The following is a 14,005-nucleotide window of genomic DNA, read 5'->3' as shown; positions in this document are numbered from 1 at the left end:
ACAATGATCATCAACCGTAAGAACGGTGTGCGTCTGGCCGCGGTCGGTGCCGCTGCTGCCGCGACCATGGGCTTCTTCTCCGTCGGTGCGGCGAACGCCGATACGTTCGTTCCGCTGCCCGGTGGTTCGATCACGCAGACGCTGGCCGACGGCACCGTGGTGACGGTGAACCTGACGGACGAGAGTGCGAACATTTCGCCGTCGATGGGTTCGACTCCGTTGCACCGCAACGTCTGGGTCAACGGCAAGGCTGCAGTTCATCTGGAAGGCGCCGGAGCGACCGGCGCGGACATTCAGCCCGGCTACGTGCTTGCGTGCCAGGTCGACTTCGGTGCAGAAGCCGGCGCGGGCGTCGAATCGGGGAACCTCGTTGATCTCGTGACCGGGGCCGCCACTTCCGTTCCCGTTACGCCCAGCGGCAGTGGTGCCGTAACCCTCGGCCCCGGCGAGGCTGTCAGCGTCGACATCCTCGACCTCGAGTCGGCCGACGCCTACGGCGGAGAGTCACACTCGGCATACAACAGCTTCGAGGGCACCGACGGTTCGGTCACCTGGGCCGACTCCACCCTGGGCGTCAGCGGGTGCGCCGGCTACGCGCAGGCGCGGTCGTACGTGAACGTGTCTGTCGAGACGGACAACGTGAGCAGCACCGTCACCCTGTGGGGACAGCCCTTCAGTCTCGGCTGATAATTCGTTCCACCCATGACTCCGGGCCCGTGCACGCAGCTGCTGCACGGGCCCGGAGTCGTCGGAAGCTATTCGCGGGTCTGCTCGAGGTTCGCGGCTTTGTCCGCGGTCATCGCGTGCGCTCCGTCGGGACTCGCTGTCGCGCCGTTGGTTTCGAGGCTCGATTCGAGGATGTCCCGGATCTGGATCAGTAGGTCGGCCTCGCTGGCCTTCTTGTCTGCGGGCTCGGTGATGAACCGCTTCTTCGCGGCGTTGGCCGGGACGATGAGAATGAAGTACACGACTGCGGCGATGATCACGAAGTTGATCACGGCCGTGATGACGGCGCCGATGTTGATGAAGGTGGCCGGGTTGTCGGAGAGGATCTGGTAACCCCAGCCCAGATCGTTGGCACCGCCCGCAACGGCGATCAACGGATTGATCACGTTGTTGGTAAACGCTGTGACGATGGCGGTGAACGCGGCTCCGACTACGACCGCGACGGCGAGGTCGAGGACGTTCCCCCGGAGCAGGAAGTCCTTGAATCCCTTGAGCATGTCGACGTCTCCTCGAGTGGGTGGCAGGTCATCCAGCACTATTCGCAGAAAAGCCTAGATCAGCGTGGCTCCGCGTGACGGGTCACTGGAAGGTCACGGTGATCGCGCTCGTGAGGGATGCCGCGGCCACCGTCGTGGCCTCGGATGCCGGAAGAGCGAGCATCACCACGCGTTCGCGCTGGTCGCGCCCGTTCTCGGACGGTGTCACCAACACCACGACGGCGCGGGACGCCAGCACGGTGGCGCCGGACCGCCGCTCCGGATTGGCTGGTGTGCCGGGATCGACCGTGAGCACGTCGACGCGATCGCCCTCACGCAGAAGTTCCGTGACAGCGGGGTCGGCGAGCCGGACGGGGACGATCCGGGCGTCGTCCATGCCCGCTGCTGCCGCGGCGAGACGGGGTCCCAGTACTCGGACGTCGGTGAGGGCTTCTCCGGCGCGGGTCGGTCCGGAGAGGGTGCGCCCGGCGACGTCCGCCAGTGCGGTGACGGCCCCGTCGGGGAGGGTCCCGGCCTCGAGTTCCACCAGTTCCACGTCGGCGTCCGTGAGAACGACGCCCGGTTGGAGATCCCGGGCGGCCACCACGACTGCGGAGCGGGCAGAGTCGGGGTCTCCGCGGGCGAGGAGGGCCAGTGCGAGGCAGACCAGCGCGGCGGCCAGGACGCGTCTGGCGACGAGGGTGCGGGCCCATCCGGGATGGGCGAGATCCGACAGCCGGTCGGCCCACGACGGGCTCAGGCTTCGGTGTGCTCGGTTCGACCGGCGGCGACTGGTCTGGACAGGGTCGAACGACATGGTTCGACGCTAGGAGACCGGCGGGCCCGTGGGTACGCCGAGAGGGCCCGCCTGTGGATGGACGAGAAGTTGTGGATAACTCGCGGAGACGCGAGAACTAGCTGGCAGCAGCCTTGGCAGGTGCGGCGGTCGCGGTGCTCGACGAGCTGGACGAGGCCGTCGACGAACTTTCCGACTTCGCGGCGGGAGCAGAATCGGTCTTGGCGGGCTCGCTTGCTGCGCCGGAGGTGCCGCGGCTGTCGGTGCGGTAGAAACCACTGCCCTTGAAGACGATGCCGACGGAGTTGAACAGTTTGCGAAGCTTGCCCGAGCACGCGGGGCAGACGGTCAGGGAGTCATCACTGAACGACTGGACGATGTCGAAACGGTTGTCGCATGCCGTGCACGCGTATGAATAAGTGGGCACCGGGGTTCCTCCGCACTGTGTAGTCAAACCGCAGGTGTTAGCACTCTACAGTCGACAGTGCCAACAACGCTAATCAGAGAACTATTCCGGGGTGGGAAACGTCCTCAGCGGTCGCCGAGCGGGACGAGGCCCGAGCCGGGGGTGAGTGCCCATCCCATACGTACGTCATGGAGATCCTCGGGCAGCTCGGACACCAGTTCCTCGTCGCGGACCACCGTGATCAGCCGCGCGTCGGAGGCGGCGAGGCCGAGAGTCCGGTCGTAGAAGCCCGCGCCGCGGCCGAGTCGCACCCCCCGCCGGTCGACGGCCAGGGCGGGAACGAAAATGGTCCCGGCCGAACGGATCTCGTCGGGTTCCCACACCGGCCCGGTCGGCTCGCGGAGGCCGTAACTCGCGTCGGCGAGACCGTCCGCACCCGTGAACTCGGACCAGTGGAGCGGGCCCGGATCGCGGGTGACGGGCACGAGGACGCGTCCGGCGACTCGTTGGAGGGCGTCGAGAAAGTCCAGCGACCCGGGCTCGAGCGCAGTGGGAACGTAGGCACAGACGGTTGATCCACCGGCGATTCCCTGTGTGGCGAGCGCGACAAGCGCCCGGTCCTCGGCGGTGCGGAGTTCGGGGGTCAGCGCGCGCCGCCCGGAGAGCACCAGTTGCCGCCACTCGTCCTTCGTTCGTGCGTGCATGCCCCAACCTTAGAGCCGGCCGGTGAGCGTCCCCGACGGGTTCCGGGAGGTTACTGACAGGAACTTGGTGACTGTCGAGTAGGTCCGCACAGTTATGGTGTGGTCATGACAGACGCCGCACCGCACACCGCCAGCGCCTTTCGCACGGCTGTAGTGCCCGCAGCGGGAATGGGTACGCGATTCCTCCCCGCGACCAAGACCGTGCCGAAAGAGCTGCTCCCGGTCGTGGATACCCCGGGTATCGAACTGGTGGCCGGAGAGGCCGCGGATTCGGGCGCCGGCCGGCTCGTGATCGTGACATCGCCGGGTAAGGACGGAGTGGTCGCCCACTTCGTCGAGGATCTCGTGCTCGAGAGCAAGCTCGAGGCCAGCGGCAAGTATCACCTGCTCGAGAAGGTGCGCAAGGCTCCCGGCCTGCTCGAGGTGGAATCCGTAATCCAGGACGAGCCTCTCGGCCTGGGCCACGCGGTCGGCTGCGCGGAATCGGTCCTCGACGACGACGAGGACGCTATCGCCGTGCTCCTCCCGGACGACCTGGTGATGCCGCGCGGAGTGCTCGAGACGATGTCGCGGGTCCGCCGCAAGCGTGGTGGCACCGTCCTCTGCGCCATCGACGTACCCAAGGACCAGGTGAGCGCGTACGGCGTCTTCGAGGTCGAGACGGTTCCCGACGCCACCAACCCGGACGTCCTCAAGGTCATCGGCATGGTCGAGAAACCGGCCATCGAGGATGCGCCGTCCACGTTCGCCGCCGCAGGTCGCTACCTCCTCGACCGGGCGATCTTCGATGCGCTGCGGCGAATCGAACCCGGCGCCGGCGGCGAGCTCCAGCTCACCGACGCCATCGCCCTCCTCATCAAGGAAGGCCATCCCGTTCACGTCGTCGTGCACCGAGGCACGAGACACGATCTCGGAAATCCCGGCGGCTACCTCCGTGCTGCGGTTGACTTTGCGTTGGACATGGAGGAGTACGGCCCATCGTTGCGCGAATGGCTGATCGACCGATTGAAGCGGACGGATTCCTAGAGAAGCTCGGGAGGCAAGAACTTGCGGTCGGTCGAGGAGCAACAGACGATCGTGACCGCGGCCGCGGTGGCGCCGCGGCCGGTCCGTGTGGCGATCTCCGAAGCCCAGGGGCTGCTGTGTGCCGAAGAGGTGGTCACCGAGCGTCCGCTTCCCGGTTTCGACCAGGCCGCGATCGACGGCTACGCCGTCCGTAGCGTCGACGTCCAGGCCGCCGGAACCGACATCCGGGACGACGACGGTGCGCCCGTCGAACTGTCGCTCCCCGTGGTCGGTGAGGTCACGGCAGGTTCGAGGCAGCCGATCCGGCTGCAACCGCGTCAGGCCGTCAAGGTCGATACGGGCGCTCCGCTCCCGACGCTCGCCGACGCCGTCCTTCCGCTCGACCGCACGGATGGCGGCCGGGCCCGCGTCAAGATCTACAAACCCGTCCGCTCCGGCGACTACGTGCGCCGGGCCGGCGACGACGTGCAGCCCGGAGACGTCGCGGTCCGGGCAGGCACCATCATCGGGGCCGCGCAGGTCGGGTTGCTGGCGGCGGTGGGCCGAGACAAGGTGCTCGTGCATCCGCGGCCGCGGCTGTCCGTCATCTCGGTCGGTGGCGAACTCGTCGACGTCGACCGGACCCCCGGTCCCGGCCAGGTCTACGACGTCAACTCCTACGCGCTGGCCGCCGCCGCCCGCGACGCCGGCGCCGACGTCAACCGGGTCGGTATCGCGAACGCCGATGCCCGTCGGCTGCGCGAGGTGGTGGAAGGTCAGCTGATCCGGTCCGAGATCGTCGTCATCGCGGGTGCGGTCGGCGGCGGCGCCTCCGAGGACGTGCGGGACGCACTCGCCGATCTCGGCAACCTCGAGGTCGACCGCGTCGCAATGCATCCGGGATCGGTCCAGGGTTTCGGCCAGCTGGGCCGGGACGAGGTCCCGACGTTCCTGCTCCCGTCCAATCCGGTGAGCGCCCTCGTCGTGTTCGAGGTGATGGTGCGCCCGTTGATCCGCATCGCGCTGGGGCGTAGGCAGCCGATGCGACGCGTCGTCACCGCCCGCACCGTCGCACCCATCACGTCCATCGAGCACCGCAAGGGTTTTCTCCGAGGTCAGCTCATGCGCGACGAGGCCACGGGGGAGTACCTCGTCCAAGCTCTCGGCGGGGCGCCGGGCGCGTCCTCACACCTGCTCGCCACGCTGGCCGAGGCCAACTGCCTCGTCCTCATCGACCCCGAGATCACCGAGGTCCGGACCGGTGATCAGGTGGACGTGGCTTTTCTGGCGCAGCGGGGCTGATGGCACCGCGACAGTGTGAGACGGGATGACACAGCATCCGGGTTGGCCGCCGCATCTCGGGCCCTTGCGGGTGAAGGGTGGCGTCGTCACCGTGCGCGCCATCAGGTTGCGTGACGCGTCGGCGTGGAGTCGTCTGCGCACCCGCGACCGCGCGCACCTCGAACCGTGGGAACCGACCGGGGAGGCACCCTGGGAAGCGCGCCACCATATTTCGGGATGGCCCGGACTGTGCAGCAGTTTGCGTTCGGAAGCCCGGAAGGGTCGCATGCTGCCGATGGCCATCGAACTCGACGGCCATTTCTGCGGCCAGATCACGATCGGCAACGTGGTGCGGGGTGCACTGCGCTCCGCCTGGATCGGTTACTGGGTGGCCAGCGACGTCAACGGGCTCGGGGTGGCCACGGGCGCACTCGCGCTGGGGCTCGATCATGCCTTCGGGCCCGTGGGGTTGCATCGCGTGGAGGCCACCGTGCGTCCGGAGAACCTGGCGAGCCAGGCGGTGCTCCGCAACGTCGGCTTCCGCGAGGAGGGTCTCCTCAAGCGCTACCTGGACGTCGACGGGCAGTGGCGCGACCACATTCTGGTCGGCATGACCGTCGAGGACGTGCCCGGCACGGTGGCGGATTCGCTCGTGCGGAGTGGCAAAGCCACCTGGGCGTGACCGCCGCAGCGGACATGGACAAGCGTCCAGCTACGCGGCAGTTATCTCACGGTATCAAAGCTTCCTGACCGGGGCTCCGCTTTCGGCGAGTCTTTGCCGGATCGTTCCCTCTGCCGTCTCGGGGCATGTCGAGCACCACATTTTCGCGTTACGCATGTGACACCTGAGTATGGTGAGATCGGCGCGTCTGCGAAGATGTGCGTGTTCATGCGGTTAGCCTGGGTGGGTCAACAGCGGTATCCATGCTGGTAGACGATTGGGAGGAGGTCGCCGTATGCCGAACTCGTTTCTCTGGATCGGGCTCGTCGTCGTGTGGCTCTTCGTCCTGGTTCCGATGCTGGTGAACAACCGCCCCCGGATTCGGCAAACCAGTGACGCAGCACTCGCGACGCGTGTGCTGCACCGCGGTGACGAACGTCCCGTGCAGCGTGGACCCGCGGCTGGACACCGCAGCGACCCGTACTGGCAACCGGAACCGGACCACTACGGCTACGACGCGGAGGACCTTGTGGACACTCACGCAGAGGAAGACGAGTTCGACGGCGAGCGGGCACCGGTGGGTGAGTACGTACCGGCGCGCCGGGGGCGTGGCGGCTTCGATCCCGAGGCCGACGCGATCGCGCGCGAGGCCCGGTACGCGTTCCGGCAGCGGTCGGTTCTCGGGCTGGTGTTCGCGACAATCATGTCGGCGGCGCTCGGGCTGATCATCTCGCCGCTGATGTGGTGGGTGTTCGCGGCCGGTGTGGTCGGTCTCTTCGGCTACTTGGCGTATCTGCGCCGGCAGGTTCAGATCGAGCAGGAGATCCGTCGTCGGCGGACCGCGCGTCTCAACCGTTCGCGGTTGGGTGTCGAGTCCCGCAGCGACGAGGAGCTCCGCCTCATCCCGGCCCGGTTGCGGCGTCCGGGCGCCGTCGTCCTCGAAGTGGACGACGAGGACCCCGAATTCGATCATCTCGAGCACTTCGACGACGCCCCGATGCAGCAGGCCACGATGCGCCGAGCTGCCGGTGAGTAGCCGGGCGAATCGGGCCGAAAGCCACGTCGGTGTAGGCGATTCGCTCCCGCCGCGGGTGGCCTGCTAGAGTTTGCCGAGCGGATCGCAGGATCCGCGCGGGGCTGTGGCGCAGTTGGTAGCGCGCTTCGTTCGCATCGAAGAGGTCAGGGGTTCGATTCCCCTCAGCTCCACCACAGAAAAGGCACTCACTCCACCCGGAGTGAGTGCCTTTTCTGCATTCCGGCGCATCTTCTGTCTTCCGGCCCAGGTGAGCGCCATCGTCGGGGTGTGTAGAGCGAGGCCGCCGCGGGAATGCCCGACCCTCCGATTTGCCAAAAGGTAACTGAATGCTGTGTACTGTCCGTAGGTCATCAAGGGGTCGATCGCACGGGGTGGAAATACATGCAGGCAATGGGCAAGATCTCGAAGTTCTTGGAGCCGGCGACGGTGGTCGCGACCATCACCGCGACGATGTTGCTGGTGAACGTCCTGTGAACTCCGGCCGACCACTCGAAATCGCGAGGGCCGCGTCGGAGACGCCGACCTTCCGCTGACCGATCAGCACCTCCAGGCGATACCGCCGAACCCGCAGGGGTTCTCGGAAGCTGCTCGAGTCCCACCTGGCTCGGGCACCGCTGGTGGTGCCGGTTCCCCGACACCGGCACCACCAGCACCTCCGCTCGGTTCGCTCGATACCATGACAGCGGCGACGTCGCCGTAGACGTGGTGTCGTGAATACGAGGGGGTGCACAGTGAGCGCGCGTCGTGTTGTTCGAAGGCTGACCATGGTCGGACTGGCGCTGGCCTTCTTGTCCGGGCTCGGCTGGGTCACCGTGTCGGTGTTCCCCTCCGACGCCTCCGCCGACCCCCAGTACCACGACTGCGCCAACAGTCGATGCGACGACGGTTCCTCGGAGTCTTCCGGCGGCGGCAAGCCCCGGCATCCTCATCCGCCGTGCGAGAGTCGCCGCGGCTGCGGTGGCGGAGAGCCCAGCGAGACACGGGAACCCAGCGAGACACGGGAGCCCAGCGAGACCGCGAAGCCAAGTGATACGGCCGAGCCCAGCGAGACGGCCGAGCCGTCCGAGACCACGGAACCGTCCGCCACCGCCGAACCCACGGAGACGTCGACTCCTTCGACGTCACGGGTCGTGGTCGTTCCGCCCCGTCCGATCAAGTTGCCGCCCGTGGCCGAACCGGATATCGGGCGCCCGGACACGTCCGGGGACGACGGTTCCGGAAACGACGCGGGTCCCGATGCTGCCGCCACGGGATCCGAGGGTCCTGCCGAAGCTCCGGCGTCCGGGGGAGCGCCGGCCGGAGGTTCCGGGTCCGGTTCCGGAGCCGCCGCGGCAGCCCCGGGTGCGGGTGGTCCCGCGGATTCCGCACCCCAGGATCGCCCTGCCGGCGAGACCCCGAGCAGCGACGGAGGGTCGCCCGCTGCGGGGACACCGGCCCAGGACGATCCGGCCGCTGCGCCGCCCGGAATGGTTCCGGTGGTCCACAGTGAGCCGTTGCCTGCGATCACCGTTCTCGGTGGGGTCGGCGTGCTGCTGTGCTGCGCCGGCGGGGCGGGTGCGCTGACCTTCAAGGGTGCTCGCGCACAGCAGGCGCGCATCGCGGCCGCGCGGGCGGAATTCTTCCCGTCCGCTTCGAGTGGAGGGATGTAGTCGTGGGGGCGAACAGATCTCATCGTCGGGTCGCGGCGGCCGTGGACGCGGTGTGTGACGCGGCGGCCCGGGCCGAAGCGGTGTCACTCCGGCACGTGGTGGACGCGGTGGCCCGCGAACGGCAGCGTCCCATCGAACTCGATTTCACGAAGCCGATGGCGCCCGGTGTGTGCGGCCAGAGGCGCGCGTACCCGGACCGGGACGTGATCGTGCTGGCGCCGGGCCTGCCGGACCTCGACCGCACGCTTGCGCATGAGCTGGGTCACATCGTGTTTCGGCACGAAGGAGCCGAGATCGTTGCCGCGACGCTCGAAGCCGGGGACGATCTGATCGCCTACATGCTCAGCCAGCGGTCGCGACGGCGGGAAGACGAGCAGCCGTCCGACAAGGTGGCCGAGTGGGAGGCCGAGACGTTCGCGTCGATGCTGCTCATCCGGTTGAACACGATGCAGGGGCGCGGAACTCCCGTGTCCGTGCTCCGCTACGACGAGGCGATCGGCTGATGGGCTGGCTGGTTGCGCTCGTGGTCTGGACGGCCGCGGGTGCCCGGATCGGCCGGGTCGCCGCGCGTCAGCCGACGCCGCTGCGCGTGGCGATGGTGGTGGCGGTGTCCAGCGCGGCCCTTGCGTCCACGTTGGCCGTTCCGGACGTCGCCGGGCGCCTCGACACCGTGGCCTCGGATGTCGGGCTGTCGGAGATCATCCTCGAACTGGCGTGGACGTTGTTCGCCGCCGCGAGCGCGGTCGGCGCGATCTCCGTGTGGCCGATACTCCCGCGTCCTGCGCTGCGTGCCGTCGCCGTGATCGTCTACACCGTGGCTATCGTGCTCGGAATCGGGCTTGCCGGTGGATATCCCGTTCCTGCGCTGGTGTTCATCGTGATCGCGCTGACCGCGGTGGTCGTGACCGGAGTCCGGCACGTCGCGTGGACACCGCTCGGCCGCGGAATCTCACTGATCGTGGTCGGATCGGCGATCGTCCTGGCTGCGGCGGTCGTCGGACTGGTGCGTGAGGTGTCGGGCGAGACGTGGGCCGTCGGCTCCTCGCCGGCGTACACCGTCGCGGCCGTGATCGTCTCGGTCGGCACCGTCTGGGTGCTCGTCGAAACCTGGTTCCGCGCACGCCAGGACCTGCGCCGCATGAACACACTGCATTCGGTGCTCGTTTCACGGTTCCCCGAAGTGGTCGAGGGCGACGGCAAGGGGAGCACGACCGTCCTCCGCGCCTCCGACGCTGTCGCACACGTCATGGATGCGCTGTACCTGCAGGCGGGCGCGGGCATGCTCGACACGGACGAACAGGACCTTCCGGAATCGACCGCCGAACGCGCCCGGATTCTCGCCGGCTGGATCGACGACCCGGTCGCCTCCGACGTCCTCGACACCGAGTGGATCGCGCCGCCCCAGGGCATGTCGCCGCGCCGATGGGTGCTCGATCTCGCGGACGCGTACGCCGACTTCCGGAAGTCGGCCCCGGTTCCTGTGAAGGCGGACACCGCCGAATCGTCTGCGGAATAGCCTTCAGCCGCCGGTCAGTCCGGTGAACCGGTGACGAGCCACCCGCAGGGCGAGGCGAGATCTTCGGCCTCCGGCGGTCCCATGGATCCCGCAGGGTACGGCTTGGCCGGGGGAGGGTCACGCAGCAGCGCGTCGGCGACGGTCCAGACGTGCGCCAAGCCGTCGGGGCGGGTGAACAGTGACCGGTCGCCGTGCAGGACGTCGAGGATGAGCCGCGAGTACGGTGCGAGGGCGTGGGCGAGCGGTACCGCGTCGAGCGGCAGGCCCAGGTGGCCCACCGACAGTGTGTCGTCGGGTCCGGGTTCCTTGACGACCATGGAGATGTCGATCTCGCCGTCCCCGGACAGATCGAACGTCAGGACGGCGCCGTCCGGCGGAATGTCCGAGAGCGGTCCTCGAGGACTGCGGAAGACGAGGCTGACCCGTTGTCGGCTGACGCCCAGCATCTTTCCGGTCCGGAGGAGGAACGGCACCCCACGCCAGCGGTCCGTGTCGACCCACAACCGTGCGGCGACGAACGTCTCCGTCGTCGAATCGTCTGCGACACCGTCGACGTCGCGGTACCCCTCGTACTGGCCGAGCACCACGTCGGCCGTGTCGAGCGGACGGAACGCCCCGATCACGGTTTCGCGGGCGGATTGGAGATCGTCGGCGCCCAACGTCTCCGGCGGCTCCATCGCGATCTCGGCGGCGACCTGGAACAGGTGCGTCACCAGCATGTCCAGGACGGCACCGGTGGCGTCGTAGAACCGGGCGCGGTCGTCGATGTCGAGTGTCTCGGGCACGTCGATCTGTACCTGCTCGACGTGTTCCCGGTTCCAGACGCCCTCGATCAGCCCGTTCGCGAAGCGCAGGATGTGCAGATTCTGGGTGCTCTCCTTGCCGAGGAAATGATCGATTCGATAGATCTGCTTCTCGTCGAGGACGTGGTGCACGGCTTCGTCGAGTTCGGTGAACGCCTCGTGCGACGTCCCGAACGGTTTCTCGTACACGACGCGTGCGCCACGGGCCAGGTCGTGAGCGCCGAGCGCGCGGGTGGTCTCGGCGAACGTGCTGGGTGGCAGGGCCAGGTAGTGAACCAACTGCGCATCTGCCGCGTCGAGGTCGTCCCGCGCCTGCCGAACGGCTGCGGGGAGCGTTCCCGGGTTGTCCGGGGTGAAACCGCCGCCCGCGAATCTCAGCCGCCGGGCGAACGTCTCCCAGTCTGTGTCGTCGTGCGGCACTCCGAATTGGTTCACGACGTCGCGCACGTGGTCGCGGAACTGATCGTCGGAGACGTTGCCCCGGCCGGTGCCGATCAGCATCCACTCGGAGTTCAGGAGCCCTGACCGAGCGAGCTGGAAGAACGCGGGGAGGACCATGCGTTTGGACAGGTCCCCGGTGGCACCGAAGAGCACGAAGATCGTGGGACCGAGCTGCGGTCTGTCAACCATTGCTCCATCATGCGCCACGTGGGCACACCGGGCAGGGCATTCCGGCGGTGTCGTCGGGTGCGTTAGGTGACTTCTACCCGGACGTCGGGAGGGACCTGCGGCGAACTCGTTGCTGCCCAACGACTCCGGTGATCAGCGGGACGCGTCCGGTGGGACCTCCGGCAACCCCTCGCTGGCGCGGAGTTTCTCGGCCATCGTGGTGAGCAGGTTCTGCGACTCTTCGGAGAGGTCGAACGCGCGGCTGGAGAGCTTGCGAAGTCCGTATCCCTGGAGTTGAGAGAGAAGCTCGAGATCGTGATCGATCTTCGCGGCGTAGATGTCGTTGAAGAAGTAGTCGGGCTTCACCTTGAAGAAGCGGGCGAACGCCGCGACCGTCTCGTCGGAGGGGTTGGTGCGTTGTCCCGACCGGAGCTGGGAGATGTAGGGCTTCGAGATCTGGTGTCCGTCTGCGATGAGTGCCGCCGCGACCTCGGCGTTGGTATGCGGTTTACGTCCCGGAGGGTGGACCGTGTCGAAGAGCTTGTTCAACCGCGCAGCAAAATCTGCCATTGTGAGCCGCCGGGTCCTCTCTCGTGCGGGCGTCAGTCGTGTGAACGACACCGTACCACGATGATAACCGATTGATAACTCACGGACATAGAGGCAAAACGTCGTCCGCCGACTCCGTGCTTATCTCATATATGTTTCAACGATCGCCTGTTCGTCGCTCGCGGATCGCCGACATTTCGGGAGCCCTCTGTGCTCGTCACGCACGCGCTACCGTTGAAAGTTCAAGAGAGGCGCGGAGGTGGGGTGACTGGAGCCCGCTGGGCCGGTTGTGGTTGCCGGGCCGATTGTGTGGTTGCTCTTTCAATCACTGAGAGTTAGCTGGCAACGTCGCAGGGGTGTGCGCCGTGAGGCTGCCCGGTTAATATCCCCAGTTCAGGGGCACCGTGTTGCGTTGCGCATCGCAACGTGGAGAGGTCGCTCGCGGCCCGCGGGGCCTCGTGAACACTACTGTGAAGTTGTGGCATCCGCGCGGGCGCCAGGCCGCGCGCCCCCGATCCGCGTCACGGCCGCCGCGTGCTCTTCGCGGGTTCGCGCCGCCTGGTTGGACGAGTGTCCAGCTCAGCCGGGGTTTTGCCGCTCCGGTGCGCCCCCGAGTCTGGTCAAATCTGAAGCCGTCGGGGATGATTGTGATATGGAACACAGAATGAGTGACGCCGAGCTTCGGAAGGCGATTCGAGTTCTGCGCGAGCGCGCCGACGACGCCCGGCACCGAGGAAACGACGACGACGCCAACGGAATCGAGAGGACGATTCGTACCTATCAGGAAGAAATGACCCAGCGGTTGTGAACCGTCACGAACCGGCCCGGAGAGGGCCGGTTCGCGTTTTCCTCGGGAAAGGCACCGCTGCGGTTGCGTGCGCGCAATCAGATTGCGTGCGTAGACTTCCAGCCGACACGGATCGGTGACGACGGGGGCGCGCACGGCTATGGCGATCAAAACGCTGGACGGCAAGAAGTGCCTGATCACGGGTGCAGGTAGCGGGATCGGACAGGCGACCGCCCTGGCGGCCGCGGCGGAGGGCGCCGAACTCTTCCTCACCGACATCAACGAGGTCGGCCTGGCGCAGACGGTCGAACAGGTCGGCAGCCGCGGGGGCACCGTCAGTTTCTCGCGTGCCCTCGACGTGTCCGACTACGATGCCGTCGCCGCATTCGCCGCCGATGTCCACGATCAGTTCGGCAGCCTCGACGTCGTCATGAACGTCGCCGGTATCTCCGCGTGGGGGACCGTCGAGAATCTCGAACACCGCCACTGGAAGTCCATGGTGGACGTCAACCTGATGGGTCCGATCCACATCATCGAGAGCTTCCTGCCCCCGATGGTGCGGGCGGGACGCGGCGGTCACCTGGTCAACGTCTCTTCTGCCGCCGGCTTGCTGGCGCTGCCGTGGCATGCCGCCTACAGCGCAAGCAAATTCGGGCTCCGCGGAGTGTCCGAGGTTCTGCGGTTCGATCTCAAACGGCACGGCATCGGTGTGAGCCTCGTTGTTCCCGGCGCGGTCAAGACGCCGCTGGTGGGCACGGTCGAGATCGCCGGGGTCGATCGCGACGACCCGCGCATCCAGAAGGCGATCCATCGCTTCGAGAAGCGGGCCGTCACGCCCGAGAAGGTCGCGTCCTGCATCATCGCCGGCATCAAGAAGGACCGGTACCTGGTGTACACGTCGCCGGACATCCGGTTCGGCTACTGGTGGGCGCGCAAGTTCTCGCCGCCGTACGACTTCGTGATGCAGCGGGCGAACGACCAGTTCAGCAAGTTCCTGTAGG

16 protein-coding genes and 1 tRNA gene are annotated in these 14,005 nt (G+C 67.3%); 11 read left to right on the top strand and 6 right to left on the bottom strand.

Annotation, left to right across the window (positions count from 1 at the left end):
* Positions 1-3: 3 nt before the first annotated feature.
* On the top strand, positions 4-687 hold the full coding sequence (locus G9373_RS19445) for an MspA family porin (protein ID WP_167116238.1): 684 nt from the start codon (positions 4-6) through the stop codon (positions 685-687).
* A 68-nt stretch (positions 688-755) separates the two neighbouring features.
* Here G9373_RS19445 and mscL read toward each other — a convergent pair whose 3' ends face one another.
* The 4 genes from mscL to G9373_RS19425 form a co-directional block, all read right to left on the bottom strand.
* On the bottom strand, positions 756-1,223 hold the full coding sequence (mscL, locus tag G9373_RS19440) for a large conductance mechanosensitive channel protein MscL (protein WP_009478887.1): 468 nt from the start codon (positions 1,221-1,223) through the stop codon (positions 756-758).
* 82 nt (positions 1,224-1,305) lie between these two features.
* Complete coding sequence (locus G9373_RS19435) at positions 1,306-2,019, bottom strand: SAF domain-containing protein (RefSeq protein WP_167116234.1); 714 nt, start codon at positions 2,017-2,019, stop codon at positions 1,306-1,308.
* A 97-nt stretch (positions 2,020-2,116) separates the two neighbouring features.
* Positions 2,117-2,425, bottom strand: coding sequence for an FmdB family zinc ribbon protein (locus tag G9373_RS19430; RefSeq protein ID WP_005238679.1), 309 nt, complete (start codon positions 2,423-2,425; stop codon positions 2,117-2,119).
* Between the two features lie 104 nt (positions 2,426-2,529).
* Positions 2,530-3,108 (bottom strand): 5-formyltetrahydrofolate cyclo-ligase, encoded by a 579-nt coding sequence (locus G9373_RS19425; protein WP_167116231.1) that lies wholly within the window; start codon positions 3,106-3,108, stop codon positions 2,530-2,532.
* Between the two features lie 105 nt (positions 3,109-3,213).
* Between G9373_RS19425 and G9373_RS19420 the strand changes: the two genes are divergently transcribed.
* From G9373_RS19420 to G9373_RS19380, 8 genes are all read left to right on the top strand, one after another.
* Positions 3,214-4,134 carry a UTP--glucose-1-phosphate uridylyltransferase gene (locus G9373_RS19420; RefSeq protein WP_005567389.1) on the top strand — a complete coding sequence of 307 codons (921 nt, stop codon included), beginning with the start codon at positions 3,214-3,216 and terminating at the stop codon, positions 4,132-4,134.
* Positions 4,135-4,155: 21 nt separating this feature from the next.
* A complete protein-coding gene (gene glp, locus G9373_RS19415; RefSeq protein WP_005238688.1) occupies positions 4,156-5,415 on the top strand; it encodes a gephyrin-like molybdotransferase Glp in 1,260 nt (419 codons plus the stop codon).
* A 25-nt stretch (positions 5,416-5,440) separates the two neighbouring features.
* Positions 5,441-6,076 carry a GNAT family protein gene (locus G9373_RS19410; protein WP_167116228.1) on the top strand — a complete coding sequence of 212 codons (636 nt, stop codon included), beginning with the start codon at positions 5,441-5,443 and terminating at the stop codon, positions 6,074-6,076.
* A gap of 274 nt (positions 6,077-6,350) precedes the next feature.
* Positions 6,351-7,091, top strand: a complete 741-nt coding sequence (gene glpR, locus G9373_RS19405; protein WP_005255377.1) for a gephyrin-like molybdotransferase receptor GlpR — start codon at positions 6,351-6,353, stop codon at positions 7,089-7,091.
* Positions 7,092-7,188: 97 nt separating this feature from the next.
* A tRNA-Ala gene (locus G9373_RS19400) sits at positions 7,189-7,264 on the top strand.
* Positions 7,265-7,822: 558 nt separating this feature from the next.
* Positions 7,823-8,740 carry a cell surface protein gene (locus tag G9373_RS19390; protein WP_346842837.1) on the top strand — a complete coding sequence of 306 codons (918 nt, stop codon included), beginning with the start codon at positions 7,823-7,825 and terminating at the stop codon, positions 8,738-8,740.
* A gap of 2 nt (positions 8,741-8,742) precedes the next feature.
* The gene (locus G9373_RS19385; RefSeq protein WP_065489994.1) at positions 8,743-9,243 is read left to right on the top strand and encodes an ImmA/IrrE family metallo-endopeptidase; all 501 of its coding nucleotides are present in this window, start codon (positions 8,743-8,745) and stop codon (positions 9,241-9,243) included.
* Complete coding sequence (locus G9373_RS19380) at positions 9,243-10,256, top strand: hypothetical protein (RefSeq protein WP_005561366.1); 1,014 nt, start codon at positions 9,243-9,245, stop codon at positions 10,254-10,256. The genes G9373_RS19385 and G9373_RS19380 overlap by 1 nt, the downstream gene beginning before the upstream one ends.
* 14 nt (positions 10,257-10,270) lie before the next feature.
* On the opposite strand, the gene G9373_RS19375 is transcribed toward G9373_RS19380, so the two are convergent.
* Both G9373_RS19375 and G9373_RS19370 read right to left on the bottom strand, forming a co-directional pair.
* Complete coding sequence (locus tag G9373_RS19375) at positions 10,271-11,689, bottom strand: glucose-6-phosphate dehydrogenase (NADP(+)) (protein ID WP_120659463.1); 1,419 nt, start codon at positions 11,687-11,689, stop codon at positions 10,271-10,273.
* Between the two features lie 132 nt (positions 11,690-11,821).
* Positions 11,822-12,238 (bottom strand): helix-turn-helix domain-containing protein, encoded by a 417-nt coding sequence (locus tag G9373_RS19370; protein ID WP_005238699.1) that lies wholly within the window; start codon positions 12,236-12,238, stop codon positions 11,822-11,824.
* Positions 12,239-12,881: 643 nt separating this feature from the next.
* Here G9373_RS19370 and G9373_RS19365 point away from each other — a divergent pair.
* Positions 12,882-13,025 (top strand): hypothetical protein, encoded by a 144-nt coding sequence (locus G9373_RS19365; protein ID WP_005561362.1) that lies wholly within the window; start codon positions 12,882-12,884, stop codon positions 13,023-13,025.
* Positions 13,026-13,164: 139 nt separating this feature from the next.
* Positions 13,165-14,004 (top strand): SDR family oxidoreductase, encoded by an 840-nt coding sequence (locus tag G9373_RS19360; protein WP_005255390.1) that lies wholly within the window; start codon positions 13,165-13,167, stop codon positions 14,002-14,004.
* Position 14,005 lies beyond the last annotated feature (1 nt).

Origin of the sequence: Rhodococcus sp. A14, from assembly GCF_011603105.1 — a bacterium.
In the GTDB taxonomy this organism is placed as follows: Bacteria; Actinomycetota; Actinomycetes; order Mycobacteriales; family Mycobacteriaceae; genus Rhodococcus_F; species Rhodococcus_F opacus.
The sequence above is the reverse complement of the archived record's forward strand: the minus strand, read 5'-3'. Positions and strand labels throughout refer to the sequence as shown.

Bases quoted from the DNA above. Each gene is read 5' to 3' on its own strand.
- G9373_RS19445 (WP_167116238.1), top strand. From the start codon at position 4: ATGATCATCAACCGTAAGAACGGTGTGCGTCTGGCCGCGGTCGGTGCC.
- mscL (WP_009478887.1), bottom strand. From the start codon at position 1,223: ATGCTCAAGGGATTCAAGGACTTCCTGCTCCGGGGGAACGTCCTCGAC.
- G9373_RS19435 (WP_167116234.1), bottom strand. From the start codon at position 2,019: ATGTCGTTCGACCCTGTCCAGACCAGTCGCCGCCGGTCGAACCGAGCA.
- G9373_RS19425 (WP_167116231.1), bottom strand. From the start codon at position 3,108: ATGCACGCACGAACGAAGGACGAGTGGCGGCAACTGGTGCTCTCCGGG.
- G9373_RS19420 (WP_005567389.1), top strand. From the start codon at position 3,214: ATGACAGACGCCGCACCGCACACCGCCAGCGCCTTTCGCACGGCTGTA.
- G9373_RS19410 (WP_167116228.1), top strand. From the start codon at position 5,441: ATGACACAGCATCCGGGTTGGCCGCCGCATCTCGGGCCCTTGCGGGTG.
- glpR (WP_005255377.1), top strand. From the start codon at position 6,351: ATGCCGAACTCGTTTCTCTGGATCGGGCTCGTCGTCGTGTGGCTCTTC.
- G9373_RS19380 (WP_005561366.1), top strand. From the start codon at position 9,243: ATGGGCTGGCTGGTTGCGCTCGTGGTCTGGACGGCCGCGGGTGCCCGG.
- G9373_RS19375 (WP_120659463.1), bottom strand. From the start codon at position 11,689: ATGGTTGACAGACCGCAGCTCGGTCCCACGATCTTCGTGCTCTTCGGT.
- G9373_RS19370 (WP_005238699.1), bottom strand. From the start codon at position 12,238: ATGGCAGATTTTGCTGCGCGGTTGAACAAGCTCTTCGACACGGTCCAC.
- G9373_RS19365 (WP_005561362.1), top strand. From the start codon at position 12,882: ATGAGTGACGCCGAGCTTCGGAAGGCGATTCGAGTTCTGCGCGAGCGC.
- G9373_RS19360 (WP_005255390.1), top strand. From the start codon at position 13,165: ATGGCGATCAAAACGCTGGACGGCAAGAAGTGCCTGATCACGGGTGCA.